Genomic DNA, 16,940 nt, shown 5'->3' with positions numbered 1-16,940 from the left:
GTTTGTCCAGCCCGATGAGGACTCGAACGCCTCGGGCGGGTCAGCCGGCGGCCGGCAGCAGCAGGTCGACCAGGACCGGGAAGTGGTCGCTGGCGCGACGGGTCTGCGGGGTGTCCACCACGTCGTAGTCGACCACGGTGATCCGGGGGTCGACGAAGACGGCGTCGATGCGGCGGCGGGGGTCGGCGCACGAGTAGGTCACCCGGTCGGCGCGGTCGGCCGCCACCGCCGTGTCGGTCAGCCCCTCGCCCACCGTCGCCCAGGCGGTGCCGTCGGGGCCCTCGTTGAGGTCGGCGGCGGCCACCACGGGCAGCTCGGCGGCGGCCAACTCCCGCTTGAACGCCGCCGCCTGGGCGGGGCGCTCGGCCGGGTCGGTGGACAGGTGCGACCCGGCCAGCAGGAACTCGGCCCCGCCGACGCGGCAGTGCGCGTACGCGGCACCGCGCATATGCCGGCCCGGGGTCAGCGGGTAGCGCTGGCACCGGGTGTCGAGCACCCGCACCCGCAGGCTGGTCAGCAGCAGGTTGCCCAGCGACGGCAGCCCGCCGGCGGCGACGACCAGCCCGAACGACTCGGCCAGCGCGGCGGACTTCTGCCGCCACCGGAACCGCCGGGGGGCCTCCTGCACGATCACCACGTCGGGGGCGGCACTGCGGACGACCTCGGCCAGCGCGGCGGTGTCGTCGCGCTGGCTGTGGATGTTGTACGACACGACGCGCAGCGGCACGCCCACGGTCTCGGTCATTCTCGCCTTTCGTGAGACGCCGACCGGGTTGGTCGGCGGGCCCTTCGCTAGAGCCGGCGGGCCAGGTCGGCGGCGCCGATGACGCCGGCGGTGTTGCCCAGCTCGGCGGGGCGCACCTCGGCGACGGGGAGCCGGCTGCGCTGGGCCAGGGCGTCGGCGAAGGAGCGTCGGGTCGGGCCGAGCAGCAGGTCGCCGGCCTCGACGACGCCGCCGCCGACGACCAGCACCTGCGGGTCGAGGATCTGCGCCATGTCGGCGAGGCTGGTGCCCAGCCAGCGCCCGACCTGGGCGAACGCCTCGGCGGCCACCGGGTCGCCGCCCTGGGCGGCGGCGGTCACCATCGGGCCGGTGACCGACTCGGCCTCGCCGCCGGCCAGTTCCAGCAGGGCGGTGGCCCGGTGCGGCTCCTGCCGGGCGGCGGCGCGGGCGAACCGGACCAGGGCGCTGCCGCTGGCGTACTGCTCGATGCAGCCGAGCCGGCCGCAGCCGCACTGGTGGCCGTCGGGGACGGTGAGCATGTGGCCCAGCTCGGCGGCGATGCCGTGGGCGCCGCGCACCAGCTCCCCGCCGAGCACGATGCCGCCGCCGACGCCGGTGCCGATGGTGAACATGACCATCGAGTCGTCGGCGTCGCGGGCCGCGCCGTAGCGGAACTCGGCCCAGGCGGCGACGTTGCCGTCGTTCTCCACGATCACCGGCAGGCCGGTGGCCGTGCTCACGTACTCGCGCAGGGGCTCGTCGCGCCAGGCCAGGTTCGGGGCGAAGAGGACGGTGGAGCGGTCGGCGTCGATCCAGCCGGCCGCGCCGATGCCGACGGCCCGGACCTGCCGGCCGGCGGAGAGCTCGGTGACCACCTCGATGATGACGTCCCGGGTCTTGCCGACGTCGTCGGCGGGGGTGTCCCGTCGGGCCTGCACGAGGACCTTGCCGGTGTCGTCCACGACACCGCCGGCCACCTTCGTGCCACCGACGTCGACTCCGATGGTCAGCGTCACCGCTGCCACTCCCCTCTGCTGTGCTGCCCGGCACCGTCACGGCGAACCGCCGTGCGGTGGGTCGGGATGTCCGGTGTCAGGCCCCGTGGCCCGGTGCCTCGTCGCCCGCGCCGCCGGTCGTGGCCGCCCGCGAGGCGGGCACCACGGGTCGGCCGGCCGCCGGCCGGGAGGCCCCCGGTGCGGCCGGCCCGGCGTCGTCGGCGGGCGGCACGTCGGCAGCCGGAACGCGACCCTCCCCCCGGGTCGCGGCGGACCACACGTCCTGCTCCGGCGCCGGCTGAGCATCATGCCCGGTACGGGTGGCCTCGCGCCACACGTCGTCGCCGGAGGCGGGGCCCGCCGGCTGCGGGGACGGGGTGGTGGCGGGCCCGTCGGCGGGCGCGAACGCGCGCAGCAGGCTGGCCACACCGGCGGCCAGATCGCCCGCTCCGGTCGCGAGCCGCTCGGCGAATTCCGGACTCGGGTCGCGCAACGCGGCGATACCGCGACAGACCGGGCAGACGCAGCACTCGGCCGCACCGGTGGCGAAACCGGACATGCCGGGGTTCGACCGTGCCGCGCCGGCACTGTGATCGAGGACACTGGAGACGATCCCACCGAGCGGACCCCACGGGCCCGCCCCGGAACCGGGGCGCGCCCCGGCGCCGGCCAGCCGGGCCGCCGCGAGCACGGTGGCGACCAGCCGCTCCGCCTCCTCCCGGGCCGAACCCGGATCGGTACCTCCCATGATGGGCCTCTCCTACCGTGACGGGTGCGCCGCAGCCGGTGGCGTCAACGCGCCGCGCCGCCTTCTTCTACCCGGCGCTTGAGCTCCTTCAACGCGGTATCCATGATCATTTTCTCGGCCTTGCGGCGGAACATGCCGAGCATGCCCACGGAGAGCTCCACCTCCAGGGTGTAGGTCACCGTGGTCGTGCCGTCCGGGTTGCCGACCAGGTCGTACGAACCCCGCTGGGAGCGCTGCATCTTCGACGGCGCCACCAGGTGCCACTGCACGCGGGAGAGGTCCTCGGCGTACTCGTAGGCGAGCACGTACTCGTCGGTCAGCACCCCGGCGTCGAGGACGAAACGGACCTGGCTGGCGTAACCGTCCTCGTACTCCTCGATCACCTCGGTCCGGCGGACCGCGTCGGTCCACTCCGGGTAGCGGGAGAAGTCGCAGATGACCGCCGCCACTCGGTCCGGTGACGCGTCGACGACGATCGACTGGGTGGAGGAGTCCGCCATGGGGGGAGGCTACCGGCAACCTCGCTACCGCACCCAGCAGGGCGGGCGGGTAGGTTTCGACGAAGCCGACCGGCGTTCGGGTCACGACCAGCCCGGCCAGTGTGAGCACGAGGGAGTGCAGGTGCGCGAGTTCTCCGTTCCGCCGATCGTCACCGTCGGCGACTCGGCCAACCTGACCCAGGCGGTCTGGGGCAACGCCGAGGTCGCCCCGGAGGCGGTGCAGTTCGTCCGCCCGGTGCCCTCGGCCGGCCGGTCCGGGCGGGCCGAGGCCGGGCGGGCCGACGCCGCCCGGGAGGACGTGACCTGCCGGCGGTTCCGCGACGAGGTGACCTCGGTGGCCCGCGGCCTGGTCGCCGCCGGGGTCTCCCCCGGCGACCGGGTCGCCCTGATGAGCCGCACCCGGTACGAGTGGACCCTGTTCGACTACGCGATCTGGGCGGCCGGCGCGGTCACCGTGCCGATCTACGAGACCTCCAGCGCCGAGCAGGCCGCCTGGATCCTCGCCGACTCCGGCGCGGTCGCGGTCGTGGTGGAGACCACCGCGCACGCCACCCTCGTCGCCGGGATCCGCGACCGCCTTCCCGACCTGGTCAACGTCTGGCAGATCGAGCTGGGCGCGGTCGACGACCTGAGCGCCGTCGGCGCCACGATCGACGCCGACGAGATCGACCGCCGCCGCGCGGCGGTGCGGGCCGACGACGTGGCCACGATCATCTACACCAGCGGCACCACCGGCCGCCCCAAGGGCTGCGTGCTCACCCACCGCAACATCTACGCCGACGCCGCCAACGCGGTGGCGGTGCTGCCCAACATCTTCCGGCAGGGCGCGTCGACCCTGCTCTTCCTCCCCCTGGCGCACGCCTTCGCCCGGCTCATCCAGATCGGCGTGGTGCAGGCCCGGGTCACCATGGCGCACTGCGCCGACCCCCGGGACCTGATGCCCGAGCTCCAGCAGGTCCGGCCCACCTTCGTGCTCTCGGTGCCCCGGGTCTTCGAGAAGGTCTACAACGGGGCCCGGCAGAAGGCCGAGTCCGACGGGAAGGCGAAGATCTTCGACCGGGCCGACCGGGTCGCGGTCGCGTACAGCGAGGCGCTGGACGCCCCCGGCGGGCCGGGCCTGGCGCTGCGGGCCAAGCACGCGGTCTTCGACCGGCTGGTCTACCGCAAGCTGCGGGCCGCCCTGGGCGGGCGGTGCCGCGACGCGATCTCCGGCGGGGCGCCGCTGGGTGCCCGGCTCGGCCACTTCTTCCGCGGCATCGGGGTCACCGTCTACGAGGGGTACGGGCTGACCGAGACCTCGCCGGCCGCCGCCGTGAACCTGCCCACCGCCATCCGGATCGGCACCGTCGGCCGCCCGCTGCCCGGGGTGACCGTCCGGATCGCCGACGACGGCGAAATCCTGATCTCCGGCGACCTGATCTTCCAGGGGTACTGGCACAACGAGGCGGCCACCGCCGAGGCGATCGAGGGCGACGGCTGGTTCCGCACCGGGGACCTGGGCCACCTCGACGAGGACGGCTACCTGACCATCACCGGCCGGAAGAAGGAGATCATCGTGACCGCCGGCGGCAAGAACGTCGCCCCGGCGGTGCTGGAGGACCTGGTCCGGGCGCACCCACTGGTCAGCCAGTGCGTCGTCGTCGGCGACCGGCAGCCGTTCATCGCCGCGCTGGTCACCATCGACGAGGAGGCGCTGCCGAAGTGGCTGGCCGACCACGGCCGGCCCGCCGACACCACCGTCGCCGACCTGCGCGACGACGAGGCGCTGCGCGCCGAGGTGCAGACGGCGGTCGACCAGGCCAACCAGGCGGTCTCCCAGGCCGAGGCGATCAAGGTCTTCCGCGTCCTGCCGCACGACTTCACCGAGGCCACCGGGGAGCTGACCCCGTCGCTGAAGGTCAAGCGGCAGGTCGTGCAGAAGTCGTACGCGGCGGAAATCGCCGACATCTACCGCCGCTGACTACGATCCGTCACGTGCCCGCCTCCTCGACACCCGTCCGGCCGCTCACCCGGTCGCTGGCCACCGCCGCGCGCGTCATCATGCTCGCGCTGGTCGCCGTCCTCACCTACTTCGCCACCCGCGACGCCGCCCAGCTGTGGTGGATCGCCCTGCTCGGCGTCGCGGGGCTGCCCGCCACGCTCGCCCCCCAGCACCGGGTGCTCGGCCCGCTCAGCCGCTTCGCCGAGGTGGTGGTGCTCGGCCTCGCCGCGAGCCACGTCGCCGCCGTCGCCACCCTCGGCGGCGCGGTCGGCGGGCTCGGCGCGTCGGCGGTGCTGCCGTACCTCGCCGTGCCGGTCACCGTGACCGCGCTGCGCCGCCGGTTCTCCGAGGGCGCGGCGCTGCTGGCCGTCACCGCCGCCGCCCTGCTGGTCAGCGCCGCGCTGACCGAGGTCGACGGCGGTCGCCAGCTCGGCCAGCTCGGCTACCTCGCGGTCTGCGCCCAGTGGCTGATCCTGGCCGGGCTGGGGCTCTACACCGCCGGCACCCTGCACCGGGTGATGCGGGTGCGCGGCGAGAGCAAACCCCAGCCGTACGCCGAGGCGACCCGGCTGCTGACCCAGCTGCGCACCGTGGCCCGGCAGCTGCCCGGGGCGACCCTCGACCCGGGTGGCATCTCCGAGCACCTGCTGGAGGAGCTGCGCACGGTGGCCCGCGCGGAGCGGGCGGCGGTGCTCTCGGCCAGCGGCGGCGGCCGGCTGGTGGTGCTCGCCCAGGTGGGCGTCGAGCGGGTCGACTGGGAGACCACCCTCGACGCCGACTCGGCGATCGCCGACGCCTGGGCCAGCCAGCAGCCGCAGACCGCCAGCCGCTCGCAGGCCCGCTCGCACGCCGGTGGCCACGTCTCGGCGCTGATCGTTCCGCTGGTCGCCGGCGTCCGGACGATCGGCATGCTGGTGATGGAGGCGGACGTCGCGCAGGCGTACCCGCCGCCGGTGGTGTCCCGGGTGACCGCGTTGACCCGGCCGGCCGCGCTGCGGCTGGAGGCCGCCCTGCTCTTCGACGAGGTACGGTCGCTGGCCACCAACGAGGAGCGGCAGCGCCTGGCGCGGGAGATCCACGACGGGGTGGCCCAGGAGCTGGTCATGGTGGGGTACGGCATCGACAACGCCCTGGCCACCGTCTTCGAGGACGCCGACGAGACCGCCGAGGCGCTGCGCACCCTGCGCGGCGAGGTGACCCGGGTGATCACCGAGCTGCGGCTGAGCCTCTTCGAGCTGCGCAGCGAGGTGGACCGGCACGGCGGGCTGGCCGCCGCGATCGCCGAGTACGCCCGCACCGTCGGCTCCTCCGGCGGGCTGCGGGTGCACCTGTCGCTGGACGAGTCGACCGCCCGGCTGCCCGCCGCGACCGAGGCCGAGTTGCTGCGCATCGCCCAGGAGGCGGTCACCAACGCCCGCAAGCATGCCGGCGCGGCGAATCTCTGGGTCACCTGCGAGGTCGATCCGCCGTACGCGCAGATCGAAGTGTCGGATGACGGTCACGGGATCGGTGACGAGCGCCCGGAGGGGCACTATGGCCTTGCGATCATGGCCGAGAGGGCGGAACGTATCCGGGGCCGGTTGGAGATCAGGCCGCGGCGACCCAGCGGCACGACCGTCGCTGTGGTTCTCGGCTCGTCGCCCCGGCGCGATAGGGTGCGCGGCAACGCAGCAGCAGAAGGGGAGTAACCCGAGGATGACCACCAGCCCTACACCGGCCACCCGTACCAAGGTCCTCCTTGTCGACGATCACGACTTGATCCGCAAGGGCCTGCGGCATGCCTTCGAGCGAGACCGGCAGTTCGAGGTCGTCGGTGAGGCCGCCACGGCGGCGGAGGGCGTGCGACAGGCGGGCGCGCTCCAGCCCGACGTGGTGATCATGGACCTGCGGTTGCCCGACGGCAGTGGCCTGGAGGCCACCCGCGCGCTGCGCAAGTCCAGCGCGACGATGGGAATCGTCGTGCTCACCATGTACGCCGGCGACGACCAGCTCTTCGGCGCCCTGGAGGCGGGGGCGAGCGCCTTCGTGCCGAAGACCGCCCCGGCCGACGAGGTGGTGGCCGCCGCCCGGCACGCCGCCAGCTCACCGAGCGCGTTCACCGCGGCCGACCTGGCCGAGGCGATGAAGCGGCGGCTCGCGCCGTCCGGCCCGCAGCTCTCCCCCCGGGAGGGTCAGGTGCTGCGGCTGCTCGCCGACGGCATGAGCGTGGCCGGCATCGCCAAGCAGCTCTTCGTCAGCGAGTCGACGGCCAAGACCCACATCTCCAAGCTCTACGAGAAGCTGGGCGCGGCCAACCGGGCCCAGGCACTGATGACCGCGCTTCGGCTGGGCCTGCTCGAAGCGCCGGACGCACCGAAGTTCTAACCGTCTCCCCCGCCCGGTCGGCACTCGCCGGTCGGGTTTCCGCGACCGCCGGCGAGTCCGGTGCACGGGACCCGACCGGCCGGCCGGGCGGGGGCGGCGGCGCTCCGCAGCGCCCTCACCCGCTCCGGATCGCCCTCCCACCAGGGGGCGGCCTACGCCGGATCGTCCTCGCGGCCCGCGCCGGATCGCCCTCGCGCCAAGGGGGTGGCCCTGTCTGGTCACCCGCGCGGCGAACGGGGCAGAATACCCGGATGACCCGCGCGGGCGGCGTGGCCCGCGTCGTCGACAAAAGGGGTACGACATGCAGCGGCCGGACTGGGCACCGGACACCATCGACATCGAGCGTCCCAGCGTCGCCCGCATGTACGACTACTACCTCGGCGGCTCGCACAACTTCGCCGCCGACCGCGCCACAGCCCGGGCAATGGTGGACGCGGTGCCCGAGGCGCCCCTGATGGCCCAGGCCAACCGGGCCTTCCTGCGCCGGGCGGTGCACTTCCTCGCCGAGGCCGGGATCCGCCAGTTCCTCGACATCGGCTCCGGGATACCGACGGTCGGCAACGTGCACGAGATCGCCCAGCGCATCGACCCCGCCTCGCGGGTGGTCTACGTCGACATCGACCCGGTGGCGGTGGCGCACAGCCGGGAGATCCTCAGCGGCAACGACCGGGCCGCCGTGATCCAGGAGGACCTGCGCCGCCCGGAGCAGATCCTGACCCATCCCGACCTGACCGGGCTGCTGGACCTCTCCCAGCCGGTCGCGGTGATGATCGTGGCGGTGCTGCACTTCGTCCCCGACTCCGACCGGCCGGCGGAGATCCTGCGGACACTGCGTGCGGCCCTGGCACCGGGCAGCTACCTGGTGCTCTCCCAGGCCAGCGACGACGACCGGCAGGACCACGGGGAACGCGCGGAGGCCGAGGCGGTCTACCACCGCACCGACAACCCGCTGATCATCCGCAGCCGGGCCCAGTTGACCTCCCTCTTCGACGGCTTCGACCTGGTCGACCCCGGGTTGGTCTGGGTGCCGCAGTGGCGCCCCGAGACACCGGAGAACGCGGAGGGCGCCGAGAAGTCGGCCTTCCTAGGCGGAGTGGGGCGGCTCGGTGGGTAGGCGGCCCGAGGGCCCACCGGCGCCGGGCGCCTTCGCCCGCGCCTGGGCGAAGGCGGTCTCCGGCACCAGCTACCTGCCGATGACCCAGGCCCAGCTGGAGGCGCTGCTGCAACGTTTCACCGATCGGCTGGCCGAGGCGCTGGTGGCGGAGCCGTTCGAGCTTCGGGTCGGCCACCAGGTCGGCGTCGAGCTGGTCGCGGCCCACATCACCGCCGCCGAGGGGCTGGGCCGCACCGTCGAGGTCGCCCAGCTCCGCCTGCTTCGCGACCTCGGGCTGACCGGCGAGGACGTCGAGGAACGGCTGGCCCGCCTGCTGGCCGGGGTGGCCACCGGGTACGCCCGGGCGCTGCGCGACCGCACCCTCGACGAGCAGGAGTCCATCCGCCGGGCCGTGACGGCGGCCCGGGTGGAGGCCGAGCGGGCGCTGCGCGACAGCGAGGCCCGGTTCCTGCACCAGGCCACCCACGACCCGCTGACCGGCCTGCCCAACCGCACGCTGTTCACCGCGCGGCTCGCCGACGCGATCGACACCCCGGGGCGCGGCGCCGGCCGGGTCGGGGTGTGCTCCCTCGACCTGGACCGCTTCCGGGTGGTCAACGACTCCCTGGGTCACCACGTCGGCGACCAGCTGCTCATCTCGGTCGCCGACCGGCTGCGCCGGGCGCTCGGCGAGCACCTGGTCGCCCGCCTCGGCGGCGACGAGTTCGTCGTGCTGGTCGAGCGGACCGCCGGCACCGACGAGGTGGCGAAGGTCGCCGAGGCGGCGCTCGCCGTGTTGGGCGAGCCGTGCCTGATCGACGGGCACGAGCTGACCGTGACGGCGAGCGTCGGCATCGTCGAACGCCCGGTCGCCGGCACCAGCCCCGCCGAGCTGATGCGGGCCGCCGACGCCGCGCTGCACTGGGCCAAGGCCGCCGGGGGCAGCCGCTGGTCGCTCTTCGACGTCGAGCGCAACCGCAAGGAGCTGGCCCGGTACGCCCTCTCCGCGGCGATCCCGGCGGCCATCGAGCGGGGCGAGTTCTACCTGGACTACCAGCCGCTGACCTCGCTGCGCGACGGCACGGTGCTCGGCGTCGAGGCGCTGGTGCGCTGGCGGCACCCGGAGCTCGGCGAGCTGCGCCCGGACGCGTTCATCGGGCTGGCCGAGGAGACCGGGCTGATCGTCCCGCTCGGCGGCTGGGTGCTCGCCGAGGCGTGCCGGGAGGCGGCGACCTGGTCGGCGGACGGGGCCGACGCGCCGTTCGTCAGCGTCAACCTGGCGGTCCGGCAGGTGCGCCAGCCCGGCCTGGTCCGCCAGGTGCAGGCCGTGCTGGAGCGCACCGGCCTGCCGCCCGGGCGGCTCCAGCTGGAGGTCACCGAGAGCACCATGATGAGCGCCGACGAGGAGCCGGTACGGGCCCTGCGGGTGCTGACCGAGCTGGGCGTGCGAATCGCCATCGACGACTTCGGCACCGGCTACTGCAACCTGACGTACCTGCGGGACCTGCCGGTGACCGAGCTGAAGATGGCCGGGGAGTTCGTGGCCGGGTTACGCGCCCCGGCGGGCGACCCGGCCAGCGACACCGACGAGCGGATCCTCGCGTCGCTGGTCTCCCTCGCGCACGCGCTGAACCTGACCGTCACCGCCGAGGGGGTGGAGACCCCCGAGCAGGCCGACCGGCTGCGCGCCATCGGCTGCGACGCCGCCCAGGGTTGGCACTTCGGCCGGCCCGGCCCGCCGCCCGTCTCCTGGAACCCCGTGACCTGACCCGGCGGTCAGCCACCACCGAGCTGACCGGGCGGTCAGTCGCCGGCCAGCAGGGTGGCCAGCCGGGCGGCCTGGGTCTCCCAGCGCCACTCCCGTTCCACCCAGGCCCGGCCCGCCGCGCCGAGGCGTCGGGCCAACTCCCGGTCGGCCAGCAGGGTGGCCACCCGGTCGGCGAGTACGGCGACGTCGCGGCCGGGCACCACGTACCCCGTCTCGCCCTCGCGGACGGCGTCCGGGGCGCCCCCGGAGTCGCCCGCGACCACCGGCAGGCCGGTCGCGGAGGCCTCCAGGTAGACGATGCCGAGCCCCTCCACGTCCAGCCCTCGGTTGCGGGTGCGGCAGGGCATCGCGTAGACGTCGCCGGCCGCGTAGTGGGCGGGCAGCTGCGCCGCCGGCACCGAGCCGGTGAAGACCACGTCGGACGCCACGCCGACCTGCCGGGCCAGCTTCTCCAGGGTGGCCCGGTACGGCCCGCCGCCGACGACCAGCAGCGCCGCGTCCGGCACCCGGCGGCGGATCTCCGGCAGGGCGCGGATCAGCATGTCCTGGCCCTTGCGCGGCACCAGCCGGGAGACGCAGACCACCACCGGCCGGTCGGCCAGCCCCAGCCGGGCCCGCACCGGCGCGCCGTCGACCGACGGGTGGTACGTCTCGACGTCCACGCCGGGGGCCAGCCGGCGCAGGTCGGTCACCCCGTGCAGGGCCCGCTCCAGCCGGACCCGGGTGTACTCGCCCAGGTAGGTGACGACGTCCGCGCCCCGGCCGATGCGGCGCAGCGCGGCGCGGGCGGCGGGCAGCGCCGCCCAACCCACCTCGTGCCCGTGGGTCAGGGCCACCACCCGGCGGATGCCGGCGCGGCGGCGCAGCCCGGCGGCCAGCAGCCCGAGCGGGGCCGCCGCGCCGAACCAGACGGTGTCGCAGTCGCGCTCGCGGGCCAGCCGGGCCGCCCGGCGGGCGATCAGCGGCGTGGGCAGCAGCACCTTGGTGCGTTCCCGGACCACCTCGAACGGCTGGTCGGCGTCGAACTTCTCGGCCCCGGGCCAGCTCGAGGCGTAGACCACCACCGAGCCGGTGGGTTGGCGTACGGCGAGGTTGTGCACGAAGGACTGGATGCCGCCGGGGCGGGGCGGAAAGTCGTTGGTGATCAGCAGCGTCCGGCTCATCTGCCGGCCTCCCTGGCGTAGGCGCGGGCGGCGGCCATCCGCTCGACGGTGGACGGGTGCGACGCCGAGTAGAGGTACTCCCAGCGGGGCGGGTCGGGGTCGGCCAGGTTCACCCCGGCCAGGCGGCGCTGCATCGCCTCGAAGGTGGCCGGGTCGCCGGTGAGGGCCAGCGCGTGCGCGTCGGCGCGGGCCTCGACCCGGCGCGACACCAGCGCCTGGGCCGGGGCGGTCACCAGCCCCACCGCCGTGACCAGGGCGATCAGCAAAGGGAACGCGCGGGGCTCGGCGATGTCCTCGACGCCGGCCAGGCGCAGCAGCGGGCCGGCGGAACCGAGCAGGTAGAGCGCGACCACGGCCGCCGCCGCGCCCAGCGCCCCGGTCAGCGTGCCGGTCGCCACGTCCCGGTCCCGGGCGTGGCCGAGCTCGTGGGCGACGACGCTGGTCACCTCGTCGGGGGTGGCCTCGCGCAGCAGGGTGTCGTAGACGACGACCCGGCGGGTCGGCCCGAGCCCGGAGACGTACGCGTTGACCGCCCGGGTGCGCCGGGACGCGTCGGCGACCAGCACGTCGCGCACCGGCACCCCGTCGCGGGCCGCCATGGCCATCAGCTCGGTGCGCAGCGGGCCCTGCTCCATCGGGGTGAACCGGTTGAACACCGGCTCCACCAACACCGGCAGCACGAACGACAGCAGCACCACCAGCCCGGCCGCGCCGGCCGCGCCGAGCGCCCACCACCAGCGCGGGGCGAGCCGGGTCACGGCGTAGAAGCCGAGCAGCACGACCGCGCCGATCACCGCGCTGACCGCGTACGACTTGAGCAGGTCGACGGCCCAGCCGGCCCAGCCCTGGGTGCTCAGCCCGTAGCGGGTGAGGATCGTCTGCCGCCAGGCGGCGACGGGCAGGGTGAGCAGGTCGGCGACGAGCAGCACGGCCAGCCCGCCGAGCGCCGCCCGGGCGGCCCAGTGGTCACCGAACGGGCGGCCCGCCAGCTCGACCAGGCGCGCGCCCAGCGGGGTGAGGCCGAGCACGAGGGCCACCAGCAGCCCCAGGGCGAGGCCGGCCCAGCCGCCGGGGCGCAGCGCGGCGCGGAACTCCCGGCTGCGGGCGACCTGCTCGGCGGGGAGGTCCCGCAGCGCGGCGAGCTGGTCGGCGCGGGGGGCCGGCGGCCGGTGCCACGGCACCAGCAGCGCGGCGGCGACGACCAGCGCGGCCAGCAGGCCGGCCAGGGTCAGCAGCGCCCAGCCACGCGGGGTCACCTCGGCACCCCGCCGGGCGTGGGGCCGCCGTTGCCGCGCCGTACCCGCATCATCCGCCGCTCCTCCCGCCGTGGGTGCTCATCCTATTTGCCGCTGCGGCGGCTCCCGGCCCGGCGTCCGACCGTGCCTCCCGGGCCCGGCCGGGATCGGGTCCGGCGTCATGCTGTGCCAAGTTGACGCCACCCTTTGCCACAACTCCTTGCCATGACGTCACAGTGATGCCATGATGGCGTCATGGACCTGACCACGTATGTCGAGAACCTCCGCAGCGAACTGGCGGACGCCGCCGAGCTCGGCGGCGAGGAGGCCCGCGCCCTGGCCCAGCGGCTGACCGGCCCGATGGAGTCCGCCGTCCGGTTGGCCCTGCTGGAGGCGTTGTCGGCGGCAGCGGACGAGATCACCCGGGATCTCGCGCCGGGCTCGGTGCAGCTGCGCCTGCACGGGCGGGAGCCCACCTTCGTCGTGACGCCACCGCAGGCCGAGCCGCCGCCGGAGCCCGCCGTGACCGAGCCCGCGCTCGGCTCGCCCGACGCCGAGGAGGGCGCGCTGACCCGGATCAGCTTCCGCCTGCCCGACCAGCTCAAGAGCCGGATCGAGGACGCGGCCGCCCGGGAGGGGCTCTCGGTCAACGCCTGGCTGATCCGGGCCGCCACCGCGGCGGTGCAGGCCCCCGCCGCGCCCCGCGTCGCCGGCCGCGCCCCGCGCGGCGCCCAGCGCTACACCGGCTGGGTGCGGTGAGCGGCGGGCACCGCGCCCGCGCCGGGCGACCGTCCAGCAGCAACGCCCACCGACCCGACCACCAGGAGGCCCGCGCCATGCCCACCTTCGACACCCCCGACCCCATCCAGGCCACCATCGAGGTGCTGGTGGGCCAGGTCCGGATCACCGCCGACGAGCGCGACCGCACCGTCGTGCAGGTGCGCCCCACCGACGCCGACGCCGAGGCCGACGTGCGGGCCGCCGAGCAGACCCGCATCGAGTACGCCGACGGCCGCCTGCTGATCCGCACGCCGCGCCAGAAGAAGCTGGGCCTCTTCGGCCGCACCGGCTCGGTCGACGTCACCGTCGAGCTGCCGGCCGGCTCCCGGGTGCAGGGCAGCGCCTCGGTCGGCGGCTTCAAGGGCACGGGCCGGCTCGGCGAGTGCCGGTGGAAGAGCGGCACCGGCGACTTCCACGCCGAGGACACCGGCCGGCTCGACCTGAACACCGCGGCCGGCTCGGTGGAGGTGACCCACGTCGACGGCCGGGCCGACGTCAGCACCGCCACCGGCCGGATCCGGATCGCCGAGATCACCGGCCCGGCCGAGATCAGCAACTCCAACGGGGACAGCTGGATCGGCTCGGTCACCGGTGACATCCGGGTGAAGGCCGCCAACGGCGACATCGCCGTCGACCGGGCACGGGCAGGCGTCAACACCACCACCGCCAACGGCAGCATCCGGGTCGACGGGGTCGTCGCCGGCCCGGTGTCGGCCAAGACCTCGCTCGGCGAGATCGAGGTCGGCATCGACGGCGACACCGCCGCCTGGCTGGACCTGCACACCCAGTTCGGCACCGTGCACCACCTGCTGGAGCAGTCCGCCGCCCCGGAGGAGCACGAGCGCAGCGTCGAGGTGCGCGCCCGCAGCTCCTTCGGCGACATCCGCATCCGGCGCAGCTGACCCGAGCGCCGACCGACCCGAGGAGAGACCCATGACCCCACCCGCGATCGAGGCCACCGGCCTGTGCCGGTCCTTCGGCGAGCACGTGGTGCTCGACGGCATCGACCTGGCCGTCCCCGAGGGGACGATATTCGCGCTGCTCGGCCCCAACGGGGCCGGCAAGACCGTCACCGTCCGGATCCTGACCACGTCGCTGCGCGCCGACGCGGGTCGGGCCCGGGTCGCCGGGCACGACGTCGCCGGGGAGCCCGACGCGGTCCGGGCCGCGATCGGCGTCACCGGGCAGTTCGCCGCCGTCGACGGTTTGCTCACCGGCGAGGAGAACCTGCGGCTGATGGCCGACCTGCACCGGCTGGGCCGACGCCGGGGCCGCAGCCGCGTCGCCGAGCTGCTGGAGCGGTTCGACCTGACGGAGGTGGCCGGCAAGATCGCCGCGACGTACTCCGGCGGCACCCGCCGCCGCCTCGACCTGGCGATGGGCCTGGTCGGCACCCCGCAGGTGCTCTTCCTCGACGAGCCGACCACCGGCCTCGACCCGCGCAGCCGGCGGGCCGTCTGGGAGATCGTGCGGGGTCTCGTCGCCGACGGCGTCACCGTCTTCCTCACCACCCAGTACCTGGAGGAGGCCGACCAGCTCGCCGACCGGATCGCCGTGCTCGACCACGGCCGGCTGGTCGCCCAGGGCACCCCCGACGAGCTCAAGCGCCTGATTCCCGGCGGGCACGTGCGGCTGCGGTTCGCCGACCCGACCGGCCTGCGGGCCGCCGCCGGGCTCCTCGACGTCCCGGCGGGCGACGACCCGCTGACCCTGCGGGTCCCCAGCGACGGCAGCGTCGGGGCGCTGCGCGCCCTGCTGGCGCGGCTCGACGGCCCGGCGACCGAGGTCGAGTCGCTGTCGCTGCACCTGCCCGACCTCGACGACGTCTTCCTGGCCCTCACCGGCCGCCCCACCACAGAGAAGGTCACCCTGGGATGAGCACTCTCTCGTACGCCGTCAGCGACTCGGCCACCATGCTGCGCCGCCAACTGCGACACCTCTGGCGCTACCCGTCCCTGACCGTGATGCTCACCGGGATGCCGGTGGTGTTCCTGCTGCTGTTCACCTACGTCTTCGGCGACACCCTGGGCAACGGCCTCGGCGGTGCCGGCGGTGCCGGCGGCCGGGCCGCCTACCTCGACTACGTGGTGCCCGGGATCCTGCTGATGGCGGTGGCCGGCGCGGCCACCGGGACGGCGATCTCGGTCGCCACCGACATGACCGAGGGCATCATCGCCCGGTTCCGGACCATGGCCATCACCCGCGCCTCGGTGCTGACCGGGCACGTCCTCGGCAGCCTGATCCAGACGATGGTGTGCCTCGTCGTCGTCGGCGGCGTCGCGCTGGCGATCGGCTTCCGGCCCGACACCGGGCCGCTGGCCTGGCTGGCCGCCCTCGGCGTGCTGATGATGCTCGCCTTCGCCCTCACCTGGCTCTCGGTCGCCCTCGGTCTGCAGAGCAAGAGCGTCGAGACTGCCAGCAACCTGCCCATGCCGCTGACGCTGCTGCCGTTCCTCGGCAGCGGGTTCGTCCCGACCGACTCGCTGCCGGTGGGGCTGCGGCAGTTCGCCGAGTACCAGCCCTTCACGCCCGTGACCGAGGCGCTGCGCGGGCTGCTCACCGGCGGGCCCGTCGGCACCAGCGCCCTGGTCGCCACGGCCTGGTGCGCCGCCGTCGCCCTGTTCGGCTACCTCTGGGCCAAGCGGCTCTACAACCGCGACGCCGCCCGGTAGCGGCCTGTCCGCCCAGCCCCGGCCCGTTGATCAGGGACGCGTCGACCCCTTGGTCAACGGGACGGCGGTGGGTTCAGCGACGCCAGAACTGCCGTGGCGCGAAACCCTCACGTCGCAGCCAGTGCTCGGTGTAGACGATCCGCTCCGCCTCGATGACCACGAGGGTGTCCTCGGGCGGCTCGGAGAGGGGCCGCCCCCGCTCGGCGTGCTCGTTCTCCCACCGGAACGCCGACCAGTAGTGCGCGCGATCCGGATGCTGCGGGTCGAGCACCCTGGCGGTCCCGAAGAGTTGAGCCCCACGGCTGCTGGCCAGCCCGACCAGCGGCGCGAAGATGCCGACGGAGACGCGCGGATCGGCGGCGATGTTGCGCATCTTCGGCGACCGCGGCGCGGCGGTGAAGAGCACCGCGAAGCCCAGCGGGTAGTACCGCACCGGGGTCGCCAGCGGCCCGTCCTGACCGGTGGTCGCCAGCACGCACATGTTCTGCGACGACAGCAGCTGGAGAATGCGCTCCTCGAGCCGTTCACGATCGAGCCGCTTCTCCGGCGTGGGCCCGGTCAGCCACGGGTTCGTCAACGGCATGCAGCGTCCTCGATCATCGCGGCATCCTATCGGCCGGGCACGAGCGACAGCGGCCTCAGGCCGCCCGGTCGGAACGCGACCCGGCGGAGGTCACCTCCAGCACCTCCACGTCGAGGCCGGCGCGGGCGAAGACCTCGATCGCCCGCTGCTCGGCGACGCCGAGCGCGCCGGCGGGGGTGCCGGCGTCGAGCAGCACGGTCACCGGGCAGCCGGGGCAGCCCGCGCCCCGGATACCGCACCTGTCACAGTCGATCAGCATCGTTCCTCCTGAGCCGCTGCGTCGGCGGTCGGGCGGGGCGCGGCGCGGCGGCGGCGACCGGCACGGCCACGGACC

Annotated in this window: 17 protein-coding genes; 9 read left to right on the top strand and 8 right to left on the bottom strand. The window is 74.8% G+C overall.

Going from position 1 to position 16,940, the window contains the following annotated elements; genetic code table 11:
* Nucleotides 1-40: 40 nt before the first annotated feature.
* From ACLQ2V_RS11770 to ACLQ2V_RS11755, 4 genes are all read right to left on the bottom strand, one after another.
* A complete protein-coding gene (locus ACLQ2V_RS11770) occupies nt 41-745 on the bottom strand; it encodes an endonuclease/exonuclease/phosphatase family protein (protein ID WP_425718463.1) in 705 nt (234 codons plus the stop codon).
* A 47-nt stretch (nt 746-792) separates the two neighbouring features.
* Nucleotides 793-1,740 (bottom strand): ROK family glucokinase, encoded by a 948-nt coding sequence (locus ACLQ2V_RS11765; protein WP_425718462.1) that lies wholly within the window; start codon nt 1,738-1,740, stop codon nt 793-795.
* A gap of 76 nt (nt 1,741-1,816) precedes the next feature.
* The gene (locus ACLQ2V_RS11760) at nt 1,817-2,467 is read right to left on the bottom strand and encodes a hypothetical protein (protein WP_425718461.1); all 651 of its coding nucleotides are present in this window, start codon (nt 2,465-2,467) and stop codon (nt 1,817-1,819) included.
* Nucleotides 2,468-2,511: 44 nt separating this feature from the next.
* A complete protein-coding gene (locus ACLQ2V_RS11755; RefSeq protein WP_425718460.1) occupies nt 2,512-2,967 on the bottom strand; it encodes an SRPBCC family protein in 456 nt (151 codons plus the stop codon).
* A 121-nt stretch (nt 2,968-3,088) separates the two neighbouring features.
* On the opposite strand from ACLQ2V_RS11755, the gene ACLQ2V_RS11750 reads away from it, so the two are divergent.
* The 5 genes from ACLQ2V_RS11750 to ACLQ2V_RS11730 all read left to right on the top strand — a co-directional run bounded on the left by ACLQ2V_RS11750 (nt 3,089) and on the right by ACLQ2V_RS11730 (nt 10,173).
* Complete coding sequence (locus ACLQ2V_RS11750) at nt 3,089-4,927, top strand: AMP-dependent synthetase/ligase (RefSeq protein ID WP_425718459.1); 1,839 nt, start codon at nt 3,089-3,091, stop codon at nt 4,925-4,927.
* A 14-nt stretch (nt 4,928-4,941) separates the two neighbouring features.
* Nucleotides 4,942-6,636, top strand: coding sequence for a GAF domain-containing sensor histidine kinase (locus tag ACLQ2V_RS11745; RefSeq protein ID WP_425718458.1), 1,695 nt, complete (start codon nt 4,942-4,944; stop codon nt 6,634-6,636).
* A 7-nt stretch (nt 6,637-6,643) separates the two neighbouring features.
* The gene (locus ACLQ2V_RS11740; protein ID WP_088972416.1) at nt 6,644-7,312 is read left to right on the top strand and encodes a response regulator transcription factor; all 669 of its coding nucleotides are present in this window, start codon (nt 6,644-6,646) and stop codon (nt 7,310-7,312) included.
* A gap of 301 nt (nt 7,313-7,613) precedes the next feature.
* The gene (locus ACLQ2V_RS11735) at nt 7,614-8,426 is read left to right on the top strand and encodes an SAM-dependent methyltransferase (RefSeq protein ID WP_425718457.1); all 813 of its coding nucleotides are present in this window, start codon (nt 7,614-7,616) and stop codon (nt 8,424-8,426) included.
* A gap of 79 nt (nt 8,427-8,505) precedes the next feature.
* Entirely contained in the window at nt 8,506-10,173 is a 1,668-nt protein-coding gene (locus ACLQ2V_RS11730; protein ID WP_425718823.1) for a putative bifunctional diguanylate cyclase/phosphodiesterase, read from the top strand.
* A 35-nt stretch (nt 10,174-10,208) separates the two neighbouring features.
* On the opposite strand, the gene ACLQ2V_RS11725 is transcribed toward ACLQ2V_RS11730, so the two are convergent.
* Together ACLQ2V_RS11725 and ACLQ2V_RS11720 are read right to left on the bottom strand one after the other, a co-directional pair.
* Nucleotides 10,209-11,336, bottom strand: coding sequence for a glycosyltransferase family 4 protein (locus tag ACLQ2V_RS11725; protein ID WP_425718456.1), 1,128 nt, complete (start codon nt 11,334-11,336; stop codon nt 10,209-10,211).
* On the bottom strand, nt 11,333-12,592 hold the full coding sequence (locus tag ACLQ2V_RS11720) for a M48 family metalloprotease (protein WP_425718455.1): 1,260 nt from the start codon (nt 12,590-12,592) through the stop codon (nt 11,333-11,335). The genes ACLQ2V_RS11725 and ACLQ2V_RS11720 overlap by 4 nt, the downstream gene beginning before the upstream one ends.
* A gap of 234 nt (nt 12,593-12,826) precedes the next feature.
* Between ACLQ2V_RS11720 and ACLQ2V_RS11715 the strand changes: the two genes are divergently transcribed.
* Genes ACLQ2V_RS11715 through ACLQ2V_RS11700 form a run of 4 tightly spaced genes read left to right on the top strand, consistent with a single transcriptional unit; the run spans nt 12,827 to nt 16,023 of the window.
* Nucleotides 12,827-13,330: a hypothetical protein gene (locus tag ACLQ2V_RS11715; protein ID WP_425718454.1), complete on the top strand. Its 504-nt coding sequence runs from the start codon at nt 12,827-12,829 to the stop codon at nt 13,328-13,330.
* The gene (locus ACLQ2V_RS11710) at nt 13,327-14,253 is read left to right on the top strand and encodes a DUF4097 family beta strand repeat-containing protein (protein ID WP_425718453.1); all 927 of its coding nucleotides are present in this window, start codon (nt 13,327-13,329) and stop codon (nt 14,251-14,253) included. The genes ACLQ2V_RS11715 and ACLQ2V_RS11710 overlap by 4 nt, the downstream gene beginning before the upstream one ends.
* 31 nt (nt 14,254-14,284) lie before the next feature.
* A complete protein-coding gene (locus ACLQ2V_RS11705) occupies nt 14,285-15,229 on the top strand; it encodes an ATP-binding cassette domain-containing protein (RefSeq protein WP_425718452.1) in 945 nt (314 codons plus the stop codon).
* On the top strand, nt 15,226-16,023 hold the full coding sequence (locus tag ACLQ2V_RS11700) for an ABC transporter permease (RefSeq protein WP_425718451.1): 798 nt from the start codon (nt 15,226-15,228) through the stop codon (nt 16,021-16,023). Before ACLQ2V_RS11705 ends, ACLQ2V_RS11700 begins: the two co-directional genes overlap by 4 nt.
* Nucleotides 16,024-16,096: 73 nt before the next feature.
* Here the strand turns inward: ACLQ2V_RS11700 and ACLQ2V_RS11695 are convergent, their stop codons facing one another.
* Together ACLQ2V_RS11695 and ACLQ2V_RS11690 are read right to left on the bottom strand one after the other, a co-directional pair.
* The gene (locus ACLQ2V_RS11695; RefSeq protein ID WP_425718450.1) at nt 16,097-16,606 is read right to left on the bottom strand and encodes a pyridoxamine 5'-phosphate oxidase family protein; all 510 of its coding nucleotides are present in this window, start codon (nt 16,604-16,606) and stop codon (nt 16,097-16,099) included.
* 55 nt (nt 16,607-16,661) lie between these two features.
* Complete coding sequence (locus ACLQ2V_RS11690) at nt 16,662-16,865, bottom strand: hypothetical protein (RefSeq protein ID WP_425718449.1); 204 nt, start codon at nt 16,863-16,865, stop codon at nt 16,662-16,664.
* Nucleotides 16,866-16,940 lie beyond the last annotated feature (75 nt).

Origin of the sequence: Micromonospora sp. DT233, assembly GCF_049841815.1 — a bacterium.
Taxonomy (GTDB): domain Bacteria; phylum Actinomycetota; class Actinomycetes; order Mycobacteriales; family Micromonosporaceae; genus Micromonospora.
Note: the sequence above shows the minus strand (reverse complement) of the source record. Positions and strands in the feature narration are given on the sequence as shown.

Bases quoted from the DNA above. Each gene is read 5' to 3' on its own strand.
- ACLQ2V_RS11770 (WP_425718463.1), bottom strand. From the start codon at position 745: ATGACCGAGACCGTGGGCGTGCCGCTGCGCGTCGTGTCGTACAACATC.
- ACLQ2V_RS11760 (WP_425718461.1), bottom strand. From the start codon at position 2,467: ATGGGAGGTACCGATCCGGGTTCGGCCCGGGAGGAGGCGGAGCGGCTG.
- ACLQ2V_RS11755 (WP_425718460.1), bottom strand. From the start codon at position 2,967: ATGGCGGACTCCTCCACCCAGTCGATCGTCGTCGACGCGTCACCGGAC.
- ACLQ2V_RS11740 (WP_088972416.1), top strand. From the start codon at position 6,644: ATGACCACCAGCCCTACACCGGCCACCCGTACCAAGGTCCTCCTTGTC.
- ACLQ2V_RS11735 (WP_425718457.1), top strand. From the start codon at position 7,614: ATGCAGCGGCCGGACTGGGCACCGGACACCATCGACATCGAGCGTCCC.
- ACLQ2V_RS11730 (WP_425718823.1), top strand. From the start codon at position 8,506: ATGACCCAGGCCCAGCTGGAGGCGCTGCTGCAACGTTTCACCGATCGG.
- ACLQ2V_RS11725 (WP_425718456.1), bottom strand. From the start codon at position 11,336: ATGAGCCGGACGCTGCTGATCACCAACGACTTTCCGCCCCGCCCCGGC.
- ACLQ2V_RS11715 (WP_425718454.1), top strand. From the start codon at position 12,827: ATGGACCTGACCACGTATGTCGAGAACCTCCGCAGCGAACTGGCGGAC.
- ACLQ2V_RS11705 (WP_425718452.1), top strand. From the start codon at position 14,285: ATGACCCCACCCGCGATCGAGGCCACCGGCCTGTGCCGGTCCTTCGGC.
- ACLQ2V_RS11700 (WP_425718451.1), top strand. From the start codon at position 15,226: ATGAGCACTCTCTCGTACGCCGTCAGCGACTCGGCCACCATGCTGCGC.
- ACLQ2V_RS11695 (WP_425718450.1), bottom strand. From the start codon at position 16,606: ATGCCGTTGACGAACCCGTGGCTGACCGGGCCCACGCCGGAGAAGCGG.
- ACLQ2V_RS11690 (WP_425718449.1), bottom strand. From the start codon at position 16,865: ATGCTGATCGACTGTGACAGGTGCGGTATCCGGGGCGCGGGCTGCCCC.